Genomic DNA, 26,082 nt, shown 5'->3' with positions numbered 1-26,082 from the left:
TGGGCATGACGAAGATCGTCAACCACTGGATCGGCGGCAAGACCGTCGAAGGCGCGTCGGGTACGTACGGGCCGGTCACCGACCCTGCGACCGGCGCGGTCACCACGAACGTCGCCTTCGCGTCGGTCGACGAGGTCGACGCCGCGGTGGCGGCCGCCAAGGACGCGTACGCCACCTGGGGCCAGTCCTCGCTGGCCAAGCGCACGGAGATCCTGTTCCGGTTCCGGGCTTTGCTGGACGCCAACCGGGACGCGATCGCCGAGCTGATCACCGCCGAGCACGGCAAGGTGCACTCCGACGCGCTCGGTGAGGTGGCCCGCGGTCTGGAGATCGTCGACCTCGCCTGCGGCATCAACGTGCAGCTCAAGGGCGAGCTGTCCACGCAGGTCGCCAGCCGCGTCGACGTCTCCTCCATCCGCCAGCCGCTGGGTGTCGTCGCGGGCATCACGCCGTTCAACTTCCCGGCGATGGTCCCGATGTGGATGTTCCCGATGGCCATCGCGACCGGCAACACCTTCGTCCTGAAGCCGTCCGAGAAGGACCCGTCGGCGGCGATCAAGATCGCCGAGCTGCTGGCCGAGGCCGGTCTGCCCGACGGCGTCTTCAACGTGGTGCACGGCGACAAGGTGGCCGTCGACCGTCTGCTGGAGCACCCGGACGTCAAGGCCGTCTCCTTCGTCGGCTCGACCCCGATCGCCCGCTACATCCACACCACCGCCGCCGCCAACCACAAGCGCGTCCAGGCCCTGGGCGGCGCCAAGAACCACATGCTGGTCCTGCCCGACGCCGACCTGGACGCGGCCGCCGACGCCGCCGTCTCGGCCGCCTACGGCTCCGCGGGCGAGCGTTGCATGGCCATCTCCGCGGTCGTCGCGGTCGGCTCCATCGGCGACGAACTGGTGGAGAAGATCCGCGAGCGCGCCGAGAAGATCAAGATCGGTCCCGGCAACGACCCCACCTCCGAGATGGGCCCGCTCATCACCAGGGTGCACCGCGACAAGGTGGCGTCGTACGTCTCCGGCGCGGCGGCCGAGGGCGCCGAGGTGGTGCTCGACGGCACCGGCTACACGGTCGAGGGCTTCGAGGACGGCCACTGGATCGGCATCTCGCTGCTCGACAAGGTGCCCACGTCCGCGAAGGCCTACCAGGACGAGATCTTCGGCCCGGTGCTGTGCGTGCTGCGCGTGGACACCTACGACGAGGGCGTGGCGCTGATCAACAGCTCGCCGTTCGGCAACGGCACCGCGATCTTCACCCGGGACGGCGGCGCCGCCCGCCGCTTCCAGATGGAGATCGAGGCCGGCATGGTCGGCGTGAACGTCCCGATCCCGGTCCCCGTCGGCTACCACTCCTTCGGCGGCTGGAAGGACAGCCTCTTCGGCGACCACCACATCTACGGCAACGACGGCACGCACTTCTACACCCGCGGCAAGGTCGTCACCACCCGCTGGCCCGACCCGGCCGACGCCCCTTCCGGCGTCGACCTCGGCTTCCCGCGCAACCACTGAGGCGCAGCCCCCGAGCCGCAACCCACGAGGCCGTACGGTGCCCCGCCCTCCCGAGGAACTCTCCGGGGGCGGGGCACCGCCATGTCCGGGCTCAGCTCCGGCTCAGCTTCCCCGAGAGGTCCGCATGCTGGAAGTCCGCACGTTTTTTCGACGCCCTCCCTGCGATTCCCGTACGACTCAAAGGCACGGAAGAACCTGACCAGAACGCCGTATTCAAGTGTCCAAGGGCTCTTGATCTACGGATTTCGTAGCCAACTACCCATTGACGTGATGGTTTTCGTCGGGGTTCCATGCAGCACCGCGCCAGCCGCCGGAGGCATCCGCACGAGTCGATCGGAACCGCCGCATGACCGACACGCTCCGCCCTCTCGACACCGCCGCCCCCGAGGCGACGGACACCGGCCCCACGCACCTCAAGCGCTCCATCGGGGTCGTCGGCGGAACCCTCCTCACGCTCTCCTGCGTGACCCCCGCCTCCACGCTGTTCGTGGTCGTCCCTGACCTGTTCGGCTCGCTCGGCACCGCCACCGCCCTGACGATCGCCATCGGCTCGCTGCTCTGTATCGCCGTGGCGTTCTGCTACTCGGAGCTGGGCACCCTCATCCCCAGCGCGGGCGGCGAGTACGCGATGGTCTCGACGCTGGCCGGACGGCTCGCGGGCTGGCTCGTCTTCGTCCTCTCGCTCCTGGTCGTGATGATCGTGCCGCCGGTGATCGCGATGGGCACGGCGGACTACCTGGCACCGGTCGTGCATCTCGACCCGTCGATCGCCGGCGCCGGCGTGATGCTGCTCGCCACCCTGGCCGGCCTGCTCGACCTGCGCGCCAACGCCTGGATCACCGGCATCTTCCTGGTCCTGGAGGTCATCGCCGCGGCCGTGGTCGCCGTCCTGGGCTTCGCGCACAGCGAGCGGGGCGCGGGCAGCCTGGTGTCCATGCAGGTGGGCGGCGCCCACGGCCACACGGACACGGTGACGGCGATGCTGGTCGTCTCCGGCCTGGCGATCGCCCTCTTCGTCACCCAGGGCTTCTCGACCGCCGTCTACCTCTCCGAGGAGCTGGAGCACCCGCGCCGCAACGTCGCCCGCACCGTCCTGGCCACCCTCGCCATCTCCACCGTGATCATCCTGGTCCCGGTCGTCGCCATCACCCTGGGCGCCTCCGACCTCTCGGAGCTTTCCGGCGGCGACATCAGCTCCATGGTCACCGCCTGGTCCAACTCGGCGGTCGGCACGTTCGTCAGCCTCTGCGTGGCCCTCGCGATCATCAACGCCGGCATCGTGATGGTCATCCAGAACTCCCGCGTCCTGTTCGCCTCGGCGCGCGACAAGGCCTGGCCCGAGCCGGTCAACAACGTCTTCGCCAAGCTCGGCCGCTTCGGTTCCCCCTGGGTCGCCACCCTCGCGGTCGGCGTCCCCGGCGCAGTGCTCTGCTTCGTGAACCTCGACACCCTGTACGGCGTCACGGGCGTCTCGGTGACCGGCATGTACCTCCTGGTCGCAGTGGCCGCCCTCTTCTCCCGCCGTGGCACCCACCAGCACACCCCGGCCTGGCGCATGCCCCTGTGGCCCGCGATGCCGGTCCTGCTGATCGCCGTACTGGCGTACATCCTCAGCCTGCAGGAGACGAGCTACCTGCTGTGGACGGGCGGCATCACGGCAGTGGCCACCTTGTACTGGGCCTTCTACCTCCGCCCGCGCAGGGACACGCGGTGGCTGGTGTCGATCCCGGAGGACGCCCAGCCCTGATCGCCCCGCGGGGGTGTCCCGGGGTCGCGGGGCTGTATCGATTGCGGCTCCGCCGCGTGGGCGCGACAAGCCACAACGAACCCGCACCCGGCGAATCACAGGACGGACCGCGCCCGTAGCCGTACAGCAACCGCGGTACATGCTGATCGCCCGGTACTCCCGCGGGAGGGCGGCCCCCTCACCCCCGAGGCTGCTCCAACTGTCAGAGACCCCCGTACCGTTGAGGCATGGATCTTCGAATGCCCCGCCTGCGAGGGCCGCTTCGGCGGCCCCGGCGCCTGCTGGCCGCCGGGGCCGCCGTCGTCGTGCTCGCCGGTGCCGGGACATGGACGGCCGTCGCCTCCGACGACGCACCCGCGGTGCACCGGACCGACAGGGTCATGGCCGTGGACGGCGTCCGTATCGACACCTCGTTCTTCACCTCCGGCCCCAGCGGCGCACGCCGCCCCGCTGTCCTCCTGGCCCACGGCTTCGGCGGGAACAAGGACGACGTACGGCAGCAGGCGCAGGACCTTGCAGGAGACGGCTACGCGGTCCTGACCTGGTCGGCGCGCGGATTCGGCAGGTCCACCGGCAAGATCGGACTGAACGACCCGAAGGGCGAGGTCGCCGACGTCTCCCGGCTGATCGACTGGCTGGCCAAGCAGCCCCAGGTCCAGCTCGACAAGCCCGGCGACCCGCGCGTGGGCGTCGCCGGCGCCTCGTACGGCGGCGCGATCTCGCTGCTCGCGGCGGGATACGACCACCGCGTGGACGCCATCGCCCCGGCGATCACGTACTGGAACCTGGCGGACGCCCTGTTCCCGAACGGCGTCTTCAAGAAGCTGTGGGCCGGCATCTTCGTCAACTCCGGCGGCGGATGCGACGCGTTCCAGCCCGAGCTGTGCCGGATGTACCAGCGGGTCGCGGAGTCGGGCAGGCCGGACGCACAGGCGCGTGAGCTGCTGACCGCCCGCTCCCCGTCCGCCGTCGCCGACCGCATCAAGGTGCCCACGCTCCTGCTGCAGGGCCAGACGGACTCCCTCTTCCCGCTCGGCCAGGCGGACGCGGCGGCGAAGGCCATCCGGGCGAACGGAGCCCCCGTGGACGTCGACTGGATCGCCGGGGGTCACGACGGCGGCGACATGGAGACGAGCCGTGTCCAGACACGGGTGCGTACCTGGTTCGACCGCTACCTCAAGGACGAGAAGGCCACGGACACGGGCCCGGCCTTCCGTGTCAGCCGCGCCGGAGGAGTCGATTCCACGACCGGTTCGGCCCTGCTGCGGGGAGCGAGCGACGACACCTACCCGGGCCTGGAGAGCGGGCAGCGCTTCGTGCCGCTGAGGGGCACGCGGCAGGACTTCGACAACCCGGCCGGCGCCACCCCGCCCGCCGTCTCCGCCCTGCCCGGCCTCGGCGGCTCCGGCGGGCTCGCCCAGCTGTCCTCGCTCGGCGTCGGGGTGTCGCTGGACTTCCCCGGCCAGTACGCGCAGTTCGAGTCGGCGCCGATGTCCGGCCATGTGCGGATCACCGGTTCACCGACGGTCACCGTCCACGTCAAGTCCACCAGCGACGACGCCGTGCTGTTCGGGAAGGTGTACGACGTCTCTCCCGGCGGCGGGACGCCCGTGCTGCCCTCGCAGCTGGTGGCCCCCGTCCGCGTCGAGGGCGCGAAGGCGGGCAGGGACGTGACGATCACGCTGCCGGCCGTCGACCACGAGGTCGAGCAGGGTCACCGCCTGCGCCTGGTCCTCGCCTCCACCGACCTGGGCTACGCCTCCCCGGCCACCCCGGCGACGTACACCGTCTCCCTCAAGGGCGACCTGAAGGTGCCGACGGCACCCGGCGTGACCACCGCCGCCGCCCCGCTGCCGTCCTGGGTGTGGTGGCTCCCGCTGGCCGGAGCCGTGATCGCCCTGGCCCTGCTGCTGAGCGGCCGCCGCCGCACGGCCGCGGTGCCACCGGACCCGGCGCTCGCCGAAGTCCCCCTTCAGATCACGGACTTGAGCAAGCGGTACGCGAGGTCGACGGACCGTTACGCGGTACGGGACCTGTCCTTCCGCGTGGCCAAGGGCCAGGTCCTGGGCCTCCTCGGACCGAACGGCGCGGGCAAGACCACCACCCTGCGCATGCTGATGGGCCTGATCAAGCCGGACGACGGCGAGATCCGCGTCTTCGGGCACGCCATCCGCCCCGGCGCCCCGGTGCTGTCCCGGGTCGGCGCGTTCGTGGAGGGCGCGGGTTTCCTCCCGCACCTCTCGGGCCGCGAGAACCTGGAGCTGTACTGGCAGGCGACGGGCCGCCCGCCCGAGGACGCGCACCTGGAGGAGGCCCTGGAGATCGCGGGCCTCGGCGACGCGCTCGCCCGGGCCGTCCGCACCTACTCCCAGGGCATGCGCCAGCGCCTCGCCATCGCCCAGGCCATGCTCGGCCTCCCGGACCTGCTCATCCTCGACGAACCGACCAACGGCCTCGACCCGCCGCAGATCCGCGAGATGCGCGAGGTGCTGATCCGGTACGCGGCGGCCGGCCGCACGGTGATCGTCTCCAGCCACCTCCTGGCAGAGGTCGAGCAGTCCTGCACCCACCTGGTCGTCATGGACCGCGGCCGCCTCGTCCAGGCGGGCCGGGTGGCCGACATCATCGGCTCGGGCGACACGTTGCTCGTGGGCCTGGCGACCGACATCCCGGACCCACTCGTCGACAAGGTGGCGGCACTGCCGGGAGTGGAGTCGGCGGTGCGCACGGACGGTGGCCTCCTGGTGCGGCTGGCGCCCGACGAGAGGCCTCACCTGACCGAGGCCGAGGAAGCCGGCGACGGTCCGGCAACGCCCCGAAGGGGCGCGGGGCTGCACACCTCAGCGGCTCCGCCGCGGGGCGCGACCAGCCACGACCACACCGCCGCGGACGAACAACCGCACGGGGCGGCACTCCTCTTGCGGCCACCGGCCGAGGTGGATCCGGCTCCCGCCGCCCGCACGGTCTCCGCGGCCCACCTGCTCGTAGAGCTGGTGCGCCTGGAAGTCCCGGTCGCCTCGCTCGGCCCGCACCGCCGTCTCGAAGACGCCTTCCTCACCCTGATCGGAGGTTCCGCATGAGCACGCCGGCCGAGCACACCCAGCACACCGAGTCCGTCCAAACCGCCTCCGGTTACCGGCCCGGCCGGACGTTGCCCCTGCGGGTGGAGCTGGCCCGGCAGTTGAAGCGGCGCCGCACACTGGTCATGGGCTCAATCCTCGCCGCGCTGCCGTTCGTGCTGCTCATCGCGTTCGCGATCGGCGGCACTCCGGACGGCCGCAACAACACGGTGACGTTGATGGACACGGCCACCGCCTCCGGGGCGAACTTCGCCGCCGTCAACCTCTTCGTCTCCGCGGGCTTCCTGCTGGTCATCCCGGTCGCCCTGTTCTGCGGGGACACGGTCGCCTCGGAGGCCGGCTGGTCCTCCCTGCGCTATCTGCTGGCCGCCCCCGTGCCGCGGGCGCGCCTGCTGTGGTCCAAGCTCGTCGTCGGGCTGGGGCTGAGCCTGGCAGCGATGATCCTGCTGCCGGTGGTGGCGCTCGCCGTCGGCACGGCGGCGTACGGCTGGGGCCCGCTGCAGATCCCCACCGGCGGGTCGCTGGACCCGGGGACGGCGGCCCAGCGCCTGCTGGTGGTCGTGGCGTTCATCTTCGTGTCCCAACTGGTCACCGCGGGCCTGGCGTTCTGGCTGTCGACGAAGACCGACGCGCCCCTGGGCGCGGTCGGCGGCGCGGTCGGCCTCACCATCGTCGGCAATGTCCTGGACGCCGTGACCGCGCTCGGTCACTGGCGCGACTTCCTGCCCGCGCACTGGCAGTTCGCCTGGGCGGACGCCGTCCAGCCGAACCTCGAGTGGTCCGGCATGATCCAGGGCACGGCGATTTCCATAACGTACGCGCTCGTGCTGTTCGCCCTGGCCTTTCGCGGTTTCGCCCGGAAGGACGTGGTGTCCTAGGTCAACGGAGGATCACCCACCGGTCACGACCGGCCATGATCGTGGCCGTCTTGAGACTCATCCGCAACACCCCGTGCCGCACGTTCCGGCCTCCCGCGCCGTCACAGTCACAGACGTCGACGTCAACGCACCGAGGGGGCACGGAAGATGGAGCGGTACCGAACAACACGGCCGGGCACATCGCGGCGCCGCACACGACGGCTGCGCGCCGGCCTCGTCGCACTCACGGCGGCGAGCGGCCTGCTGCTCACGGCCTGCGGCGCGGGCGGCGGCTCCGACCACAGCAGCAAGACCTCGGACGGCTCGGACAGGACCGGCTTCCCGGCGCCGGCCGCCCCGACGGCCGGGGAGAACAAGGGCCAGGACTCGTTGGAGAGCCCGTCCCCCGACCACCTCTCCACCTTCGCTCTCGACGTGGACACGGCCTCGTACGGCTATGCCCGCCGCACTCTCGCCGAGGGACGGCGCCCCGACCCTTCGACCATCCGCCCCGAGGAGTTCGTCAACAGCTTCCGCCAGGACTACGAACGCCCCGACGGCAACGGCTTCACGGTCACCGTCGACGGCGCCCGTACCGACCGGAAGAACTGGTCGCTGGTCCGCGTCGGCCTGGCCACCCGCCCCGCCCACCAGATGGGCGCACGCCCGCCCGCCGCCCTCACCTTCGTCATCGACATCTCCGGCTCGATGTCCGAGCCCGGCCGTCTCGACCTCGCCCAGCAGTCCCTCGACACGATGACGGACCGGCTCCGCGACGACGACTCGGTCGCCATCGTCACCTTCAGCGACAAGGCCGAGACGGTCCTGCCGATGACCCGCCTCGGCAGCCACCGGGGCAAGATCCACGACGCGATCGACAGCCTGGAGCCGACCTATTCCACCAACCTCGGCGCGGGCGTCGAGACCGGCTACGCCACCGCCGTCGAGGGCCGCCGCGAGAACGCCACCAACCGTGTCGTCCTCATCTCGGACGCCCTCGCCAACGACGGCGACACCGACCCCGACTCCATCCTCGACCGCATCTCCACGGCCCGCCGCGAGTACGGCGTCACCCTCTTCGGTGTGGGTGTCGGCAGCGACTACGGCGACGCCCTCATGGAACGCCTCGCCGACAAGGGAGACGGCCACACCGTGTACGTGTCGCGGGAGGACGAGGCCCGCAAGGTCTTCTGCGACCAGCTCCCGCAGAACATCGACCTGACCGCCCGTGACGCCAAGGCCCAGGTCGCCTTCGATCCCAGGACGGTCGCCGACTTCCGCCTCGTCGGCTACGACGACCGCAGGGTGGCCGACGGCGACTTCCGCAACGACCGCGTCGACGGCGGCGAGGTCGGCCCCGGCCACACCGTCACCGCCCTGTACGCCGTGCGCACCAGGCCCGGCGCCGGCGGCCACCTCGCCACGGCAACCGTCCGCTGGCTCGACCCCGGCACCCGCGACCCGCACGAGCAGTCGGGCGAACTGGAGACCGGAGCCCTCCACGACTCCCTGTGGGACGCGAGCCCTCGCTTCCAGGTCACGGCCGTGGCCGCCTACTTCGCAGACTCCCTGCGCCAGGGCGACCACCGCTGGAGCAGCCTCCCCGGCGACCCCGGCCTCGGAGAACTCGGCGACCGCGCCCACGAGTTGGCGCGGAAGACCGAGGACAAGGACGTACGGCAGCTCGCCGACGCGATCGAACAGGCCGGCCGCGGCCAGGGCTAGTCCCAAGGCCGTGAAGTTATGGGTCCGGTGGGGTTGTCCAGGGGTCTTTGAGCTGTGGATTCGCCGGACGTGAGGAGCGGAGCCCCGGTAGAACTGGCAGTCGACCAAGACAAGCCGTTCACAAAGACCGGAGGCTCCGCTGTCCGGACAGTCTGCCATCACCCGTGCCGTCCGGGTGGCCGAAGGGCGCTTCGCGCCAGGTCATCTCGGCGAGCTCACCCAGCTTGTGCCCTTCGAGATGGTCGACGAGGCGCTGATGGCGACCAGGACGGTGCAGTCGCGGCTGCGGGACCTGCCCTCCCGGGTCGTGATCTACCTGATCCTGGCCGCGTGCCTGTTCCCGGAGGTGGGATACCCCGGAGTGTGGCGCAAGCTCACCGGCGCACTGGCCGGCCTGCCGCTCGCTGTGCCCTCGGCGAGCGCGCTGGCCCAGGCCCGCCGTCGTGTCGGCAGCAAGCCGGTGCGGTGGCTGTTCGACCTGCTGCGCGGACCGGCCCCGACCACGCACGGCCCCGGGGCCCGCTGGCGCGGGCTGCTGGTGGCCGCACTGCTGCCCGCACGGCGACTGCGGGTCAGCCCCCGCATCGTCAAACGCGCCATCTCCAAGTACCAGGCACGTGGCCCTCGCATCGACCGCACCAGCTACATAGCCACCACCGGCATCGAAATCCTCGCGCCCGCAGGCCCTTGACAACGAAACCCAGCCGCAAACTTCACGGCCTTGGGGCTAGTGCCCCGTCGTCGGCGACAACCGCCCCTTCGTCGCCGCCCTGATCGCCCTCGAACCGGAGGCCGTCGCCCACTGGCTGACGGCCCTCGGGCGGCCGGCCGGCACCCCGGTGTCCGAGGTCGTACGGGACCCCCGGATGCGCGCCGACGTCCAGCGGGCCGTGGACCACGCCAACGATGCCGTCTCCCGGGCCGAGACGGTCCGCGCCTTCACTCTTGTCGAAGAAGAGTTCACAGAGGACAACGGACTGCTCACTCCGTCGTTGAAAATCAAGCGGCATGCGGTGACGGCGGCGTACTCGAAGGAGGTAGAGGCGCTGTACGGCGGCGAGTCGTACGTCCTGAATAATAGATTTAAGTGATATATGACTATATGTCACTTTGAGGAGCTGTGGCGAAGGAGGACGAATGGCCCCTCATCGCCGCCATTCCCCCCTCGCGCGACTGGTGCTCGTGACCGCGGGACTGCTCTCGGCGGCCCTGCTCGCCTGTGCGCCGACCCCCTCTCCGGTCGACGACGCACGGCATCCGGACCCGCCGCGCCCCCCGCTCGTGGTGCCCACCGCACCGGGCCCCACCCCGCCGCCCCTGGACGGCGGGCCCCCGGCGGGAGCGGACGAACAGCGGGGCGCGTTCGGTGCCTTCCTCGACTCCGAACCCGAGGGTCTCGCGCTTCTGAAGAGGTTCAGCGGCTGGCTGGACGGCACCGAACTGCGCGTCGGGCACACGTATCTGCCGGGGGACGTGTGGAGCAACATCGAGGGCGGGAACGGCTTCCTCGACAGCTGGGCCCAGTGGCGGCAGGCCGAGAAGGACCGGATGTTCGTGCTCAACGTGCCGCTGATGGAACACAACGAGGCGGAGTTCTCCGACACGGCCGTCAGAAGGCTCCTGCGGCACGCCGCGGCCGGCGCGTTCGACGAGCACTTCCGGGTGCTGGCGCAGCGACTGGTCGACCTGGGCGCGACGGACACGGTCCTCGTACTCGGCTGGGAGATGAACGGCACCACGTACACCCACCGCTGCGCCCCTGATCCGGAGGACTGGAAGGAGTACTGGAGGCGCATCGTCACCGTCATGCGCTCGGTCCCGGGCCAGAAGTTCAAGTTCGACTTCGCCCCGAACAGGGGCGCGGACGCGATTCCGTGGCCGGAGTGCTATCCCGGTGACGACGTCGTCGACATCGTCGGCATGGACTCCTACGACCAGCCGCACGGAATGTCGTTCGACGAGGAGGTGTCAGAGCCCTACGGGCTGCAGTTCCACGTCGACTTCGCGCAGGCTCACGGCAAGCCGATCTCGTATCCCGAATGGGGTCTGTTCCGCAACGGCGACAACCCCACGTACATGCTGCGCATGCTCGCCTGGATCGAGGAGCACAAGCCGCTGTACAACACGATCACCGACTACTGCCCGCACGGCGTGTGGCAGTGCGCCACCAATCCGCGGTCCTCGGCCCTGTACCGGGAGGTGCTGTCCAGCGCCTCCGTGCCGCTGCCGGCACCGTCGGTCCCGGTCCCGATGCCGGTCCCGGCCGCGCCCACGCCGCCCGCCGTGCCGCTGCCGACACCGGTGCCACCGCCCGTGCCACTGCCGCCGAGGCAACCGGCGACGCCGGCCACGCCCGCCCAGCCGCCCGGATGCACGCCGGCCGCCGTGGCGAACGGGGCGGCGCAACCGGCGGACGGCCGACGTGCCGGCTGCGCGCACTGAGGGGACCCCTACCCCTGATCCTGTGCAGCGGCCTTCCTGCGCAGCACCTTCTTGGCCCCGTGCCGGGCCCCGGAGTGGCAGGCGCTGGCCGCCAGCAGCGGCACCGTGCGTCGGCCGGCCAGCAGGAAACGCTGGTTGTGCACCGTCTCGGGGCACCAGCGGTACTTGTACGGCTCGTCGCCGCGCAGCAGGCTGAGGACCCCGCCCTCACGACCGGACGCCACCTCGCTGGACGCGCGCAGCAGCATCGTCGCCACGTCCAGCTTGCTCTCCCGCAGCCGGGGGTGGAAGCCGTACAGATACTCGCCCGTCAGCCCTCCCGACAGCAGCAGCAGATTGACCGCCACCACCGTGCCCTCGAACAGGAACTCCGTCACCGCGGCCTGGCCGGAGCGGGTCATCGGGCCCACCGACCGGACCAGGTGCTCCAGAAACCGCGGCCGGATGTGTTCGGGCGTCACCTTCTTGTCCTGCCACTGCAGTTGGTGCAGCTCAAGCATCCGGCGCAGCGCGGTCTCCGTCTCGTCGTGGTTCACGACACGCCACTCGACACCGAGCCGGCCCAGCCTGTTGACCTTGTTGCGCACCCGCTGGGCGCGCGCCGTCGGCAGCCGTTTGACCAGCTCGGTCATGGGCAGCGCGGGCAGCTCCAGGCATGTCGAGTCGCGCAGCCGGCAGCGCGGCCCCTGCCAGTGCCGGTAGATCCGTTCCACGGCGCTGCCCGGCCTGACGTCCCGGAAGTCGATCAGAGCGGTACGGGCCGCGTCGGACAGCGCGTCCGCCAGGACCAGGCTGCCCTCCTCGGTCACCTCCGCGTCGAGGAGCACGTCACGGAAGTCGGAGATGGCGCCGCCGATCGGCACCAGCTTGGGCAGCGGGCGCCGCACCCGCATCAGCGGTGCGGCGCCCACCAGTTCACCGCCCCGGCGGACCAGGAAGAGCCGCAGCCCGTCGGGCGTGCCGTACGACAGCCACCACGAGTGCAGCCAGGCGTGGGTCTGGAACGGTGTCGCCGACGGGCATGACGCGTGCAGCCGTCCCCACTCCTCGGCCAGCGCGGCGAAGGTCCGCTCGTCGGTGCACAGCTCCACCGACAGGGCGCGGCCGGGCGCGGTCATGCGAGCGTCCCGCGGGCGTCCGCGGCGTGGGTCGGGGCGGGCACGGTCGCCTGGCCGGGGCCGTCGTCCCGGGTCGTCCGCCGCGGCCGTGCCAGCAGCGTGAGGCCGCCCAGCAGCCCGCCGGCACTCGCCCCCACGAGCGAGGTCAGCCGCCACGACGGGGACGACGGCTCGGTGGGCCGCAGCGCCCGGGACAGGGGTTCGAGCCTGATGCCCGTGCCGGCCTTGGTGTGTCCCGCCTGGGTGACCAGCGTGCCGGACACCGCGTTGGCGATGTCGACGGCCTGGGCGGGGCTCGACGAGGTCGCCGAGACCGCGATCATCGGCGCGTCCGGTGAGGTCGCGACCTGCACGCTGTCGCGCAGCTGCGCGACCGGCACGCCCGCCGTCACCTGCGCGTCCCCGAGCACCGCGAGCTGCGGGGCCACCCTCCCGTACGCCTGCGCGAAGCCGAGCGCGTCGGCGCAGTCGACGTCGGACCGGCCGGCCGCCACGGCGACGACGGAGCTGGTCGCCGTGTACTGCGGCGGCTTCGCCACTCCGTACGCGCCGCCGGCCACGGCACCGAGCAGCGCGCCGGCCGGCAGCAGCCACCAGGAGGGCAGCCGCCTCGCACGTGGGCGCGAACGGCCTGACAGCCGGTCACGCCGAGTGGGGGTGTCGGTCATGGAGAACTCACTTCCAGGGTCGAGCCGGACAGAGCGGCCGTGTACACATCCATCAACTGCCGGGCGCTGCACGCGATGTCGTAGCGGCGCACGGCTTCCGGGGCGGCCCGTTCACCCGGCCCCGCGGCCCGCAGCCGCAGCAGCTCCCGTACGTACGCCCCGGCGCCGCCGGTGACGCGCAGGGCGCCGGGAGCCGCGTCCGGCGGCAGGTCGTCGACGGCGGGGCAGCTCGCGTACAGCACGGGCAGCCCCGCCGCCAGCGCCTCCACCACGGCCAGACCGAAGGCCTCCTCCGCCGACGGTGAGACGAGCACGTCCATCGCGGACAGCAGGTCGACGAGGCCGGGTGCGGCGTCGCCGGGCTCCGGCAGATACGGCCGCTCGCCCGTCAGCACCACCCGGTCCGCGACCCCCAGCCCCCGGGCGGTCTGCCGCAGCGCCGCCTCCTCGGGCCCGCCGCCGACCAGCAGCAGCCGCGCGTCACCGGGCAGCCGGGACAGCGCGCGCAGCAGCAGGTCGAAGCGCTTGCCCGGGGCGAGGCGCCCCACCCCTCCCAAGACATACGAGTCCTCCGGCAGCCCGTAGTGGTTCCGGGCCTCCTTGCGGCCCACCTCGTCGAAGCGGAAACGGTGCGCGTCGATGCCGTTCGGGATGACGCGGATGCGTGGCCCGGGCACACCCCAGCGCCGCAGCCGCTCGGCCACCGCCGGTGAGACGGCGACGGTGGCGCGGCCGAGGCGCTCGCCGGCCAGGTACAGCGCGCGGACGCCCGCGGTCAGCGGCCGCCCCTCCAGCCGGGTCTCACCGATCGAGTGCTCGGTGGCCACGACGGCCCGCACGCCCGCGAGCCGCGCCGCGATCCGGCCGTAGAGACAGGCCCGGTACAGATGGGTGTGTACGACGTCGTAGCCGCCGGCGCTGATCAGCCGGGTCAGCCGGGGCAGCGCGCCCAGGTCGCGGTTGCCGCCCATCCCGAGGTGGGTGACCCGGACGCCGTCGGCGGCCAGGCCCGCGGCGACCGGCCCGGGGTTGGTCAGGGCCACCACGTCGCACTGTGCGGGAAGGTGACGCAGCAACAGGCGCAGCTGCTGTTCCGCTCCACCCACGCCGAGCCCGGTGATGATGTGCAGGGCCCTCACGCGGCCCCCACATCTCGGCCGTAGACCCGGGCCAGACGTCTCTTCAGCGCAAGGCGCAGCGCGGTGTCGCTCTGTCCGACGTGGATGCGGGGCAGCGCGAAGTCGCCGCAGCCGGCCGGTCCGGGCCAGATCGAGCAGGCGTAGCGATAACCGGCCGAGCGCACCGCGGCGGCGGCGCGCTCGTCGAGGTAGCCGTACGGGTAGCAGAAGCCCTCGACGTCGCCGCCGGTGATCCCGGCGAGCCGGTGACGGCTGTCGTCGACCTCGGTGTGCAGCACCTGGTCCGTGGCCTTGGTCAGATCGACATGGGTCATTCCGTGCGAGGCGACCTCCATGCCCGCGGCCAGGACGTGGCGGATGCCGTCCACGTCGAGCAGCGGCTTGCGCGGCCCCTGCGGCTCCCAGCCGTTGTCGCCGCCGAGCCGCCCCGGCAGCACGAACACGGTCGCGGTGAATCCCCAGTGGCACAGCACGGGCAGCGCGGTGCTCGCGAAGTCGGCGTACCCGTCGTCGAAGGTGAGCCCCACCAGGCCGCGCTCCGTGCCGCGGGCGCGGGCAGCGAGCAGCTCCCGCATGCTCACCCCGCGCAGACGGCGCGCGGACATCCAGGCGAGCTGCCGGTCGAGACGTGCGGGAGTGACGGTGACGTTGTAGGGGTCGTCCGGGCAGTCGGAGACGGAGTGGTACATGGCGACCCAGGCGGCCGGGCCCCGCCCCGCGAGTCTTCGCGCGGGCGGTCCGGGTGCGGGTTCGGCCGTAGGCGATGCGGCAGAGACGTCAGCGACCATGGCCCAGCTTTCGTGTGACGGAGTGACGGAGGAACTGCATGGCGGACAGCACGAGGGACCGGGCGTTCGCTGCGTCGAGGATCCAGGCCAGCGGCAGGAAGACGACGGTCACGCCGGTGCAGCAGGCGGCCACGGAGGCCGCGGGCGAGGCGAACAGCCCCGCACACAGGAGCCCGGCTGCGGTGGCGCACACGGCCGCGCCCACCGGTCGGGCCAGTTCGGCGACCACCCGGCGCACGCGCACGGGTACGCTGCCCGGCCCCAGGCCGTGCAGCAGGAGCAGGGCGGTGACGGTGATGCCGGCCGCGTTGGCGGCGGCGATGCCGCACGCCCCCCAGGGGCCGACGGCCAGGGCGCCGATGCTGATGGTGACGAGAGCGCCCACGCCCATCGCCCCCAGCGGGAACCAGGTGGTCCGGCCGCCCGCGAAGTACGACCGTGCGAGCGCCCCGACCAGGGTCTGCCCGAGCAGTCCGGTCGCGTACACCCGCATCACCGCGGCGGTGGCGGCGGTGTCCTGTGCCGTGAACGCTCCACGCTGGAAAAGGAGTTCGACGATCTGCGGCGCACCGGCCACCACCACCGCGGCGCCGAGCAGCACGAGGCAGGCCATCAGCGCCACGTCCCGCTCGACCCGGTCCCGGGCCCGCCGAGTGTCGCCCTCGGCGACGGCCTGCGCCACCACCGGGAAGGTGACGACGCACACCATCATGGACAGCGACATCGGCAACTGGGCGACCTTCTGGGCGTAGTTGAGGTGCGAGATGGCGCCGGCGGGCAGCGTGGAGGCGAAGTAGCGCTCGATGAGGACCTGCGACTGCCGGCACAGGGCGAACAGCAGGACGGCGCAGACCAGGGCGGGCGCGAGGGGCCGGCCGCCGTCCCCGTCGTAGGCGAAGGCGTTGCGGCCGGGCCGCCGGGCGATGCGCCGGCCCAGGGACGGAGCCTGTACGGCGACCATGAGGCACCCGCCGAGGGCGACCCCGAGCGCGGCGGAACGCACACCCCAGTGCTCACCCAGGACGAACATCGTGGCGATGATCGCGACGTTGTAGGCGATGTAGATCGCGCCGGGGGCGAGATAGGAACGGTGGGCCCGCAGCGCCGCGCTGCAGTACCCGGCCAGCCCGAAGCTCAGTACGCAGGTCGCGGTCAGCCGCGTGCAGGAGACGGCCAGGGACGGGTCGGACAGACCGGGCGCGAGGGCCGAGACCAGCAGCGGCGCCCCGGCCACCAGGACCGCGGCCGTGGCGGCGAAGGCGAGGCACAGCCGTGGCAACGAGGCGGCGACCAGGGCGCGTACCGGGTCGGGAGTGCCCTTCCCGAGCGCCCGCCGGGCCAGCGCCGCGCTGAACGCGGGCACGAGCACGAACGCCAGGCCGTCCTCGATCAGCAGGGTCGCCGCGAGTTCGGGCACCGTCCAGGCCACCAGGAACGCGTCGGTCTCCGCGCCGGCGCCGAAAAGGTGCGCGAGCGCCTGGTCCCGTCCGAGGCCGAGGACCGCCCCGGCGACGGACAGTGCGGCGGAGAGCAGCGTCGCCCGGGCGATGAAGCGGCGCGAGGGCGGGCCGCCCGCCGGCCGGGTGGCCGGCCGCCCCGCATTCGCCGGGCGGGCGCGGTAGATGCCGGTCGCGTGGCCCGTGGCGTCCGCCGTCCTCGCGGGGCCGGGCCTCACCGCGTGCCCGATTCGGCGGCCGGGCCCGCCGGCGCCCCGCCCGCCAGCGACCACCAGGCGACGAGGCCGAAGCAGACGGCCGTCAGCGTGGTGGAGGGTCCGCCGATGTCGGCGTACAGGAAGTTCACGAGCTGCCACAGCAGCAGACCGACGGCCGCGAGCGCGCAGTCCCGGGCGCGTCCCGCGCGCCGCAGCCCGCGCAGCGCGCAGACCAGCAGCGCCAGCCAGCTGCCCGCCACCGTGAGCAGACCCAGCAGGCCCTGCTCGCTGAGGAGCAGCAGGTACATGTTGTGCGGGGAGAGCAGCGGCTGACGCCGGTAGGCCTGACCCGCTCCCGCGGTGTCGCTGCCCGACGACAGCGCGAGCGAGGCATGGGCGTCGCGGTAGGCGGGAAAGGCCTTCAGGCCGACGCCCGTCACCGGATGCTCGTGCCACATGTCGGTGGCCGCCGCCCACATGGTGTAGCGGTCGACGACCGACTGGTCCGGGGTGTCGGTGACCTGGGTGATGCTGGTCAGCCGCTCCTGCAGCGCCGCGGCGCCCACCCCGAGCCCGCCCACCAGCACCACCGCGGCCGCGACCGCCGCCGCGAACACCGTCACCGCCCGCCGCACGCCGGCCAGCAGCAGCTGCGTCCCGCAGGCCACGGCCGTGGCGATCCAGGCACCCCGGCTGAAGGACAGCGCGAGCGGCACGAGCAGCGCCAGCGCACAGCCGGCCGCGACGAGCTGCCGGTTCCGGGCGCGCGTGCCGAGGGCGAGACCGGTCAGGGCCACCACCCCGGACGCGACGACGCTCGCCATGCCCATCACGTCGGACGGCCCGAACGTGCCCACCGCCCGGATGTCCGCCCCCTGGTACGAGGCCCCGGTTCCGGTGAGGAACTGGTGCACCCCGACGGCCCCCTGCCACAGCGCGAGGCCGGCCAGCGACCACAGCAACAGCCGGGCGTCGCGCCGGTCGCGAACCAGCAGCACCACCGCGAGCGGGAACAGCACGAACACCTGCAGATAGCGGGCAAGGCCGGTGATCCCGTCGCCGGGCGTCACCGCCCCGGTCGCGGCGACCGCGATGCCCACCACGGGCAGACCGAGCACCACCGCCGCCGTCCGCGTCAGCGGGCGCCGCCCTTCTCGTACGGTGGTCACGGCGGCCCAGAGCACGACCAGCCCGCAGGCCAGATCGGCGGGCGAGGCACCGCTGTCCGGCGCGCCCGGCAGTCCCAGCAGGGCGATCACCGCCACGACGGGCAGCACGGGAGCCGCCCGGCGCAGCGCCGGCAGCGCCGCCGGCCGTCGTACGAGCGGTACGGAGGCCGCCGAGGGAGAGCTCACCCGCGCTCAGCTCCCCGTCGGGCGCACGAACAGCACCGCCGTACGCACCAGAATGCAGATGTCCTGCCACAGCGACCAGTTGTCGATGTAGGCGTTGTCGAAGCGGCACCGGTCCTCGATGGAGGTGTCGCCGCGCAGCCCGTGGATCTGGGCGAGCCCGGTGATCCCGGTCGGCATCCGGTGACGCTCCCGGTAGCCGGGATGGGCCTGGCTGAACATGGCCACGAAGTAGGGCCGTTCGGGGCGCGGGCCGACCAGGCTCATGTCGCCGCGGCAGACGTTCCACAGCTGCGGCAGCTCGTCCAGCGAGGTGCGGCGCAGGAACCGGCAGAAGCGGCTCATCTCGTGCTCGTTCGCCACGCTCCAGCGGGTCGCCGCCTCGTGCGCGCTGGCGGGCCGGTGGGTGCGGAACTTCAGCAGGGTGAACGGCCGCCCGTCCTTGCCGATCCGCTCCTGCCGGAACAGCACCCCGGGCCCGTCCATGACCAGCAGCACGGCCGCGCACACCAGCAGCACCGGGCCGGCCAGCAGCAGCAGTGAGCCGGACAGCGCCATGTCGAGCACACGCTTGCCCCTGCTGACGCGCTGCCGTCCGCCGCCCGGAGACAGCAGCCGGCGCGGGTAGCCCGCCAGATGCCCGGTTCCTTCACGCAGCCCGTCGGAGCCGTACGACGGCGGGTCCGTGTCCAGCTCCCACACCACGCAGCCGTACGCGGCGAGATCCCGCAGCAGTGCGGCCTTCTCCACCCGAGTGGCGGCGCCCACGACCAGCACCGTCTCCACACCGTTCTGGATGACCGCCCGATGCGTCTCCTGATCCGTGGTGAGGACCGGACACCCGTGACCTTCGCCGGAACCGGTGAGCACGTCCAGGGAGTCGCTGACCAGGCCCACCGGCCGTACACCGCAGCCGGGTTGGCGCAGCAGCGCGGCCGCGACCGGCCGGGCCGCCGTGACCGGGCCGACCACCAGCGCGGGGCAGGGCCGACGCCGCCGCGCACGGTGTCCGTGCACCGCCGCGCGACCCGCGCAGCCTGCCGCGCAGTGCACGGCGAACGCGGTGACCAGCACGGTCAGCGGCAGCGGTCGCAGCGGGGAGAGCGCCGCCACGGCCGCCCAGCCGACGGCGATCCGGCCGCAGACGGCGGGGAGTTCGTCCAGCGAGCCGCGCGTGACGGAGGCGTCGTACAGGCCGGCCCGCCGGTTCAGCAGCATCACACCGAGGGCCAGCACAACGATGACCAGCGGGTATGTGACGGCCCGGGGCACGACAAGGGCGCCCAGCACGGTGGCGCCGCCGTCGACGAGGGGCAAGGGCACCCGGGAGGCGCGCCGCGGAGGGCGGCCTCTCCGTCCGGCGGGCAGTCGGCGTCCGGCTGCGGGGCGGCGAGGGGCGAGAACGGAGACGGCGCGCCCTGCCGCCCGCGGCTGCTGCCCCGCAGGAGGGGGAACGGTACTTTCCGCAGTCATCTGGTGATGCACTTCCTGCTCTAGTTGGGTACGACGACCGGCGCGACAACGACGCCGAGCAATTCGCGGTAGACGTCGATCACGGCGTCCGCCGCGTGCCGTAGATCGTGAGCGGCGAGCACATGCCTACGGCCCTGTGCGCCCAGCGCCGTGCGCAGCTGCTCGTCCCGCAACAGCGCCGACAGCGCCCGGGCCAGCGCGTCGGAGTCCTCCGGCGGCACCAGGCAGTGCGGCGGATGCTCCGGCGGCAGGCTCTCGCGTGCCCCGTCCACGTCGGTGACGACGACCGGCCGGGCGCATGCCATGGCCTCCAGCGGAGCGAGTGCCATGCCTTCCCAGCGGGACGGCAGGACCGTGACGTCGGCGGCCCGGTACCAGGGGGCGGCGTCGGGCGCGGCGCCGGTGAACCGTACGGAATCGGGCGCACCTGAGCGCAGCCGGTCCGCGTCCGGGCCGTCGCCGACCAGCGCCAACCGTGCGCCGGGCACCTGCCGCTCCACTTCGGGCCAGGCCCTCAGAAGCACGTCCTGCCCCTTCTGGTGGCACAGCCGGCCCACGCACACGACGAGGGGGCCCGTGCCGGACCCGTGGTCCTCCTGCGGCCCTTCCGGCCGGAACCTGAGCGTGTCGACGCCGTTGGGGACGACACGCCACAGGGCACTGATTCCGCGGCGCTCCCCGGTACGCCGCTCCGCCTCGCTCACGCACACGATGCGCGTCGCCCACCGGGCCCCCAACCGCTCCCAGCCCACTGCCAGGCGCGCGACGACACCGCCCGCGGCCTCGAACGACCAGGCGTGCGGCTGGAAGACGGTGGGGATACGGCCGCGTACCGCGAGCCGGGCCGCTAGTCCCGCCTTCGCACTGTGCGCGTGCACCAGGTGCGGCCGTACGTCACACGTGATCCGTGCCAACTGCCGTACCTCGCCGGGAAGTCGGCGTCCCGGCGAGCGGGTCGCGTCCCAGCGCAGCACCGTGCAGTCCTGCGCCCGCAGTGCGTCCGACAGCATGCCGTCCTGCGGACAGGCGACGGTGACCCGCAATCCCGCGGCGAGTTGGGCCGCCACCAGGTCCGTCACGACCCGCGCGACACCGCCCTCGACGGGCTGGGTGACATGCAGAATGTGCGGCACGCATGGGGAATTACGCATGAGCGACGCTGCCCTTCCGAACAAAAGAGTCCGAGCCGGGGGCCAGGACGTGCGGCTCGTGTTCTTGATATAAAATCCCGCACCCGTTCGAGAGCGTGAGGTCCGTTGTTCAACCGGCATCGCTGGAATCACGAGGTGAGCCACTCTAGCTGCTCCGCCGTATTTATCTGCGGACCGGTGAACTGTGTCGGAATGGTGGCGTTTCCATGGGCTATTTGTCACCTTGAGTCACCCGTTTGGAGCATTGGCAGGTCAGGGTCCATTCGTATGAGTTCCCCGAACTGGCGGCAACAGGGTTTCCAGGAGGTCGCCCTCTCGTTAGGCCGGGAGAAGTCAGGCTTACAAAAGAAAGGCACACGATGAAGACTCTGAAGGCTGCCGCCGTCGTTGCTGGTTCCCTTGCCATTGCCGGTGTCGCCGTGCCCGCCATCGCGGCGGACATGCCGGCGCAGGGCCTTATGGACAGCGGAAGGACGGTCGCGGGCGGTGTCCCCACGGCAGCCCAGGTGTCGGCGGGCTACGTGGGCAACAACGTCCAGCAGGTGGCGCAGAGCGTGAACAGCAGCGTGAAGGGCGGCGTGAAGAACACGGGAGTCGTGAAGACCCCGCTCGTCGGCGGCGCCCTGCCGAAGTCCGCCCTGCCGGGCTCCGTGGACGGCCAGCTCCTCGGCGGCCTTCCCGTCGGCAAGTAGGCAGTGGCTCGACGATTCGGGTCGGCTCCGCATCCCTGGGAGCCGGCCCTTCGTCATATGCGGGGGAGCGCAATCCACGTGCGCTGGGCCAAACGAACGATTCAGGGTGACCGTCGGCGGTGCGGTGCCGTTGGTCCCATTGGAACAGCCCGGCGTCGCTCGCATTGCGGCGCGCCGGCAGGAATGCCGTAGGCGGCGGAGCGCCTTTCCCTCCTTGTTGGCGCGCTCTTCTCGACCGGCGGTGTTCCTGCCGGCTTTCGTCGGTCATCTCCTCACCTCGGGGCCCGTCTGCATGGGACGCAGACGGGCCCCGAGGGTTTTCGTGCGACCTCGTGCCTGCGTCCCTCTGTGACGGCCGTGGGAAAGCCGACGGCGGCCCGCCGGAGTTCCGGCGGACCGCCATCGGGTGAAAGAACCGCTCAGATGAGCAGGCCGCCCGCGGTCGGGGCGTTCTGCGACTGGTCGACCTTGTCGGTGTTGCACGCGGCGTAGTGCGAGTTCGGGGCGAGGATGACACCCAGAACGGCACCGTTGGACCACGGGGCGATGCAACGACCGTCGACGACCGTGCCGTTGACGACGGCGACACCCTGCTGGGGGGCGTTGACGACGACCGGGGACGACGAGAAGCCGCCACCGCCATTGACGGTGGTGTTGTTGTCGTCGGCCGCGGCGGCGCCGCCGGCCGCGAGAACGATGCCCGCGGCGATGGCGGAAATGGCCGTAACCTTGTTACGCATGTGATGCGCCTTTCGGTGGGGCGGTTGGGGATTTCCGTGCTCCGAATTGCTCGGAACAGGTCAGAGGAGCAGGCCGCCCTTGTAACCGGCGTTCTGCGACTGGTCGATGTCCGCCGTGTTGCACGCGGCGTAGTGCGAGTTCGTGGCGAGAACGCCGCCGAGGACGGCACCGTTGGACCACGGCGCGACGCAACGGAGGTCGGCGACCGTGCCGTTGACGACAGCGACACCCTGCTGGGGGGCGTTCACGACGACCGGGGACGACGAGAAGCCGTCACCACCCTTGACGGTGGTGCAGTTGTCGGCAGCGGCGGTGCCGGCCGCCGCGAGGACGACACCCGCAGCGAGGGCGGAGATGGCCGTAACCTTGTTACGCATGAGTTGCGCCTTTCGGGGCTGTAATGGGGTGATGCACCTGCTCCGAGTTACTCGGGGCAAGGGGTCAGAAGAGCAGGCCGCCCTCGTACCGGGCGTTCTGCGACTGGTCGACCTTGTCGGTGTTGCACGCGGAGTAGTGCGAGTTCGGCGCGAGGACGCCGGCGAGGACTGCTCCGTTGGACCACGGTGCGATGCACCGGCCGTCGACGACCGTGCCGTTGACGATGAGAACGCCCTGCTGCGGGGCGTTCACCACGACCGGGGACGACGAGAAACCGCCGCCACCCTTGATTTCGGTGTTGTTGTCACTCGCCGAGGCAATGCCGACACTGCTGACCACAGCGCCGAGGGTGAGGGCAGTGATGACCGCGAACTTCCTGGGCAACTCAGTTCCTTCCTCAATTCACGGTTGCGCACGCTTGCATACCAGGAAACCTTGATATGCGCGCATAAGTCACGGGAAGAGGGGCTAAACAGGGATTATTCCATCGGATGGCGCAATGTGATGCGCCCCGGCAGGCCGATCCGTAATGGGCGTGGAATCCTTGTGGCTCATATGAACGACAATCCGAAAGGCGACGGCCGCCTGCAACTCGGAGAGAATTCCGCCGTGCCGGGCCGCGCCGGCCCGTACGGAACGAGGGCCGACGCGTGTCCGGCCCACCGGAGGGGAAAGGGCCGGTGGGCCGGAGAGATGCTTCGTGGGTCTCCGCCGTGTTCGGTGCGCCGAGACCGGGTGCGGGTCGGTGCGGCCGACTCCTACGGCTTCCGTCGTGTCACTTACCCAGGAGGCTGCCGAGACCGACGGCGGTCGGCGCCTGCAGCGGGTGGACCTGAACATCGCCCCGGCCGGCCGGGTTCTTCACCGGGATCGTGGGCTTCTTGGCGGAATTGGGGTCCATGCCGTCCAGGTACACGCCGGAGCCACCCTCCGGGCGCTTCTCGTCGAACGCGCTGCCGTTCGCGATCTTGCCGTCGCGGGCCAGGTGCGTGACGACATCGGCCGCGGGCACGACTGCCGGGGTCACCTTGGTCGGGGACATGACACCGAGCAGACCTGATGCGGGCGCCGGTGCCGGCGCCGGCGCGGCCGACGCAGCGGCGGCGGCGCCACCTACGAGACTCGCGCCGATGGCCAACGCCGCAGTGGTGAAAACTGCCTTCTTCATGAATCACCTCGGTTGAAAGTTACCTCTGATCCGACGGCTGGAGAACATAGCAGTCGATGCTCTATGCAAATGCGCTGCGTTACGCCATACGCGTGAAAGTCGGAGGGGTGAACAATGCTTTGCGTACAGAGCCGTCGGACGGGCTCACATGGTCGGTGAATCAATTGATCGTATGGTGCGTTTGGATTCGACCATGCGGGTAGTCTGAAAGTGGAATTACGGCAGGTGGCCGATACTTCGGGCCGGGTCGGTGAGGTGTGGCCCTACCCTCGCCGCCATGACCGCCGAGAGCCCCAAGTTCACGCCGACCGCATCCGCCGCCACCGCCATCGGTGCCACCCGATCGGCCCCCGGCAAATCACTCGTCTGGTCGGAGGAGTTCAACGCCCCGATCGCCTGGGGCGCCAAATGGGTCGGCGACAGAACCAGTGCCTACCGCTACGGCAACCACAACCCGGACGACAACAAGCTCGACTGGCTCGACCCGGGCTGTGTGACCGTCTCCGGCGGCGTGGCCACCTTCGCCGCCACCCCGGCCGGCCACGTTCTCCGGGGCGGCCGGCAGGCCTGGCGCACCGGGCTGCTCACCACCGAGTACTCCGCCGAGGGCTTCCAGGTCAGGACCGGCGACTACATCGAGGCCCGCGTCAAACTGCCCTCCCGGCCCGGTGCCTGGCCGGCGCTGTGGACCTGGAAGGACGGCGGGAACGAGATCGACACCTTCGAGTACCACCCGGACAACCCGAACCTGCTGGAGCTGTCCAACCACGTCAACGACGCCTGCACGTACTACACCGACGCCGACGCGGTCGTCCCGGGCGGGTGGGTGACCATCGGCAGTTCCTGCGGCGAGGACTCCGTCGACTGGTACGTCGACGGCGAGCGGGTCTACCGCGACGGAACGGGCGTCGGTGCCGACTGGTCGGCGTACCTGATCCTCAACCTGTCGCTGTGCGCGGGCGAGTACCACCCGGCCCCGTCCGGCCACCGGCCGGTCACCTTCGCCGCCCACCACCTTCGCGTCTACCGCTGAGCGGTCGGCCCGACGGCCGTTCCCCCCGACGGGGTGACCGTCCCGCTCCGGCGGGGCGCGTGAGAACGGACCGGCCGTCATCGCCGGTCCGACGACGGACCATTCCGGCCCGGCATCCTTCGGGGATCTCATATGTCTTCCGGAGGCGGAGTTTCCGCCCCGGTCGGGGCTCGTTGAGCGTGGCGTGACCTCGACCTCAAGCGAAACGAGCCCCTTCCGAGTCGCCGAGCTGGGCACGCTCGTCGTGCTGCCCTGGAGCGGCGCGGCTCCCGACGGCACCGACATGCCGTATCTGCTGGCCTATTCCCTCGGGGATGCCGAGGGCGGGCCGGAGATGACGTCCGCCGCGGTCGAGGACCTGCTGGCGAGCAACGGGCTGACGGTCGGCGCGGATCTCGTCGACGGCACCACCGGGGCCGACCTGGCTCTCACCCTGCGTGTCGAGGCGGACCAGGCTGTCGTCGGCATGCCGCAGCTGGGCGCCCAGTGCACCGCGCCGCCGGCCTGGCTGGCGGCGGTCGCCGAACGGGGCTACGCCTACCTGGTGTTCACCACCCGTCCGTGGCCCGAGGGCAGGCCGGGGCAACCGATCGAGCCGGCCGCGCTGGCCGCCTTCGTAGGCGCCGATCAGACCCTGAGCGCCGCCGCACACGTCGTCCTGCCGGCCCAGCGCCCGCGCGGCTGATGCGCCGGGCCGGGGGCGGCCCCGCGTTCGCCCTCCTGCTGGTGATCACGGGCGCCGCCGGACTGCTGGCCTCCTGGGTCATCACCATCGACGAGTTCAAGCTGCTCAAGGACCCCGGCTTCGTCCCGGGATGCAGCCTGAACCCGGTGGTGTCCTGCGGCAGCGTGATGAAGAGCGCCCAGGCCTCGGTCTTCGGATTCCCCAACCCGATGCTGGGCCTGGTGGCCTACGGTGTCGTGATCTGCGTCGGCGTGAGTGTGCTGGCCGGGGCGGCGTTCCCCGGCTGGTACTGGCTCGTCTTCGAGGCGGGCTGTCTGTTCGGGATCGGGTTCGTGTCCTGGCTGCAGTACGAGTCGCTGTACCGGATCAACGCGTTGTGCCTGTGGTGCTGTCTGGCCTGGGCCGCGACGATCCTGCTGTTCTGGTACGTCACCTCCTTCAACGTGCGGGGCGGCTTCCTGCCCGCGCCGGGCCCGGTGAAGTCCTTCTTCGCGGAGTTCACCTGGGTACTGCCGCTGCTGCACATCGGCGTCGTGGGCATGCTCGTCCTGACGCGGTGGTGGGACTTCTGGACCGGCTGACTCCCGGGCCCACTGTCCGGCGCTGACTCTCCCGAGTGGAACACAGGTCCGTATGGCCGAACCGGTCGTGACCGTACGGCGCGACCGGTGGTTGACGCTGCG

23 protein-coding genes and 1 pseudogene are annotated in these 26,082 nt (G+C 71.6%); 12 read left to right on the top strand and 12 right to left on the bottom strand.

Going from position 1 to position 26,082, the window contains the following annotated elements; all coding sequences use genetic code 11:
• The first annotated feature begins 5 nt into the window (after positions 1 to 5).
• The 8 genes and pseudogenes from mmsA (at position 6) to OOK07_RS15175 (ending at position 11,359) form a co-directional block, all read left to right on the top strand.
• Positions 6 to 1,508 carry a CoA-acylating methylmalonate-semialdehyde dehydrogenase gene (gene mmsA / locus OOK07_RS15210; RefSeq protein ID WP_266796950.1) on the top strand — a complete coding sequence of 501 codons (1,503 nt, stop codon included), beginning with the start codon at positions 6 to 8 and terminating at the stop codon, positions 1,506 to 1,508.
• A 346-nt stretch (positions 1,509 to 1,854) separates the two neighbouring features.
• Positions 1,855 to 3,255 carry an APC family permease gene (locus tag OOK07_RS15205; RefSeq protein WP_266680551.1) on the top strand — a complete coding sequence of 467 codons (1,401 nt, stop codon included), beginning with the start codon at positions 1,855 to 1,857 and terminating at the stop codon, positions 3,253 to 3,255.
• Between the two features lie 227 nt (positions 3,256 to 3,482).
• Positions 3,483 to 6,335, top strand: coding sequence for an alpha/beta fold hydrolase (locus tag OOK07_RS15200; RefSeq protein WP_266796948.1), 2,853 nt, complete (start codon positions 3,483 to 3,485; stop codon positions 6,333 to 6,335).
• Positions 6,332 to 7,213 (top strand): ABC transporter permease, encoded by an 882-nt coding sequence (locus OOK07_RS15195; RefSeq protein WP_266796946.1) that lies wholly within the window; start codon positions 6,332 to 6,334, stop codon positions 7,211 to 7,213. The genes OOK07_RS15200 and OOK07_RS15195 overlap by 4 nt, the downstream gene beginning before the upstream one ends.
• A 147-nt stretch (positions 7,214 to 7,360) precedes the next feature.
• Positions 7,361 to 8,917, top strand: coding sequence for a vWA domain-containing protein (locus tag OOK07_RS15190; RefSeq protein WP_266796945.1), 1,557 nt, complete (start codon positions 7,361 to 7,363; stop codon positions 8,915 to 8,917).
• Between the two features lie 175 nt (positions 8,918 to 9,092).
• Complete coding sequence (locus tag OOK07_RS15185; protein WP_266796944.1) at positions 9,093 to 9,608, top strand: transposase domain-containing protein; 516 nt, start codon at positions 9,093 to 9,095, stop codon at positions 9,606 to 9,608.
• Between the two features lie 40 nt (positions 9,609 to 9,648).
• A pseudogene (locus OOK07_RS15180) lies at positions 9,649 to 10,008 on the top strand (long-chain fatty acid--CoA ligase); the annotation flags it as partial.
• 46 nt (positions 10,009 to 10,054) lie between these two features.
• Positions 10,055 to 11,359: a glycoside hydrolase family 26 protein gene (locus tag OOK07_RS15175; RefSeq protein WP_266796942.1), complete on the top strand. Its 1,305-nt coding sequence runs from the start codon at positions 10,055 to 10,057 to the stop codon at positions 11,357 to 11,359.
• A gap of 8 nt (positions 11,360 to 11,367) precedes the next feature.
• Here the strand turns inward: OOK07_RS15175 and OOK07_RS15170 are convergent, their stop codons facing one another.
• From OOK07_RS15170 to OOK07_RS15135, 8 genes are read right to left on the bottom strand one after another with little or no spacing between them, the layout of a single operon-like run.
• The gene (locus tag OOK07_RS15170) at positions 11,368 to 12,477 is read right to left on the bottom strand and encodes a GNAT family N-acetyltransferase (RefSeq protein ID WP_266680542.1); all 1,110 of its coding nucleotides are present in this window, start codon (positions 12,475 to 12,477) and stop codon (positions 11,368 to 11,370) included.
• Positions 12,474 to 13,145, bottom strand: a complete 672-nt coding sequence (locus OOK07_RS15165; protein WP_266680540.1) for a YveK family protein — start codon at positions 13,143 to 13,145, stop codon at positions 12,474 to 12,476. The genes OOK07_RS15170 and OOK07_RS15165 overlap by 4 nt, the downstream gene beginning before the upstream one ends.
• Positions 13,142 to 14,284, bottom strand: a complete 1,143-nt coding sequence (locus OOK07_RS15160) for a glycosyltransferase (protein WP_266796940.1) — start codon at positions 14,282 to 14,284, stop codon at positions 13,142 to 13,144. The genes OOK07_RS15165 and OOK07_RS15160 overlap by 4 nt, the downstream gene beginning before the upstream one ends.
• Complete coding sequence (locus OOK07_RS15155; protein ID WP_266796938.1) at positions 14,281 to 15,072, bottom strand: polysaccharide deacetylase family protein; 792 nt, start codon at positions 15,070 to 15,072, stop codon at positions 14,281 to 14,283. The genes OOK07_RS15160 and OOK07_RS15155 overlap by 4 nt, the downstream gene beginning before the upstream one ends.
• Positions 15,062 to 16,747, bottom strand: a complete 1,686-nt coding sequence (murJ, locus tag OOK07_RS15150) for a murein biosynthesis integral membrane protein MurJ (protein ID WP_406311738.1) — start codon at positions 16,745 to 16,747, stop codon at positions 15,062 to 15,064. The genes OOK07_RS15155 and murJ overlap by 11 nt, the downstream gene beginning before the upstream one ends.
• On the bottom strand, positions 16,744 to 18,081 hold the full coding sequence (locus tag OOK07_RS15145) for an O-antigen ligase family protein (protein WP_266680532.1): 1,338 nt from the start codon (positions 18,079 to 18,081) through the stop codon (positions 16,744 to 16,746). The genes murJ and OOK07_RS15145 overlap by 4 nt, the downstream gene beginning before the upstream one ends.
• Before the next feature lie 6 nt (positions 18,082 to 18,087).
• Positions 18,088 to 19,551 (bottom strand): exopolysaccharide biosynthesis polyprenyl glycosylphosphotransferase, encoded by a 1,464-nt coding sequence (locus tag OOK07_RS15140; protein WP_266680530.1) that lies wholly within the window; start codon positions 19,549 to 19,551, stop codon positions 18,088 to 18,090.
• A gap of 20 nt (positions 19,552 to 19,571) precedes the next feature.
• Positions 19,572 to 20,702, bottom strand: a complete 1,131-nt coding sequence (locus OOK07_RS15135; protein ID WP_266680528.1) for a glycosyltransferase family 4 protein — start codon at positions 20,700 to 20,702, stop codon at positions 19,572 to 19,574.
• Positions 20,703 to 21,061: 359 nt separating this feature from the next.
• Between OOK07_RS15135 and OOK07_RS15130 the strand changes: the two genes are divergently transcribed.
• The gene (locus OOK07_RS15130; RefSeq protein ID WP_266796936.1) at positions 21,062 to 21,394 is read left to right on the top strand and encodes a hypothetical protein; all 333 of its coding nucleotides are present in this window, start codon (positions 21,062 to 21,064) and stop codon (positions 21,392 to 21,394) included.
• A 419-nt stretch (positions 21,395 to 21,813) separates the two neighbouring features.
• Here the strand turns inward: OOK07_RS15130 and OOK07_RS15125 are convergent, their stop codons facing one another.
• The 4 genes from OOK07_RS15125 to OOK07_RS15110 form a co-directional block, all read right to left on the bottom strand.
• The gene (locus OOK07_RS15125) at positions 21,814 to 22,134 is read right to left on the bottom strand and encodes a hypothetical protein (RefSeq protein ID WP_266680524.1); all 321 of its coding nucleotides are present in this window, start codon (positions 22,132 to 22,134) and stop codon (positions 21,814 to 21,816) included.
• Between the two features lie 60 nt (positions 22,135 to 22,194).
• Positions 22,195 to 22,512: a hypothetical protein gene (locus OOK07_RS15120; protein WP_266680522.1), complete on the bottom strand. Its 318-nt coding sequence runs from the start codon at positions 22,510 to 22,512 to the stop codon at positions 22,195 to 22,197.
• 64 nt (positions 22,513 to 22,576) lie between these two features.
• A complete protein-coding gene (locus tag OOK07_RS15115) occupies positions 22,577 to 22,897 on the bottom strand; it encodes a hypothetical protein (protein ID WP_266680520.1) in 321 nt (106 codons plus the stop codon).
• Positions 22,898 to 23,288: 391 nt separating this feature from the next.
• Positions 23,289 to 23,681, bottom strand: a complete 393-nt coding sequence (locus OOK07_RS15110) for an RNA-binding protein (protein WP_266680518.1) — start codon at positions 23,679 to 23,681, stop codon at positions 23,289 to 23,291.
• Between the two features lie 277 nt (positions 23,682 to 23,958).
• On the opposite strand from OOK07_RS15110, the gene OOK07_RS15105 reads away from it, so the two are divergent.
• From OOK07_RS15105 to OOK07_RS15095, 3 genes are all read left to right on the top strand, one after another.
• Complete coding sequence (locus OOK07_RS15105) at positions 23,959 to 24,714, top strand: glycoside hydrolase family 16 protein (protein WP_266796934.1); 756 nt, start codon at positions 23,959 to 23,961, stop codon at positions 24,712 to 24,714.
• A gap of 184 nt (positions 24,715 to 24,898) precedes the next feature.
• Positions 24,899 to 25,399, top strand: coding sequence for a DUF5949 family protein (locus tag OOK07_RS15100; RefSeq protein ID WP_266680514.1), 501 nt, complete (start codon positions 24,899 to 24,901; stop codon positions 25,397 to 25,399).
• The gene (locus OOK07_RS15095; protein WP_266680512.1) at positions 25,399 to 25,980 is read left to right on the top strand and encodes a vitamin K epoxide reductase family protein; all 582 of its coding nucleotides are present in this window, start codon (positions 25,399 to 25,401) and stop codon (positions 25,978 to 25,980) included. The genes OOK07_RS15100 and OOK07_RS15095 overlap by 1 nt, the downstream gene beginning before the upstream one ends.
• The last annotated feature ends 102 nt before the right edge of the window (positions 25,981 to 26,082 follow it).

Source organism: Streptomyces sp. NBC_00078, from assembly GCF_026343335.1.
Classification (GTDB): domain Bacteria; phylum Actinomycetota; class Actinomycetes; order Streptomycetales; family Streptomycetaceae; genus Streptomyces.
Note: the sequence above shows the minus strand (reverse complement) of the source record. Positions and strands in the feature narration are given on the sequence as shown.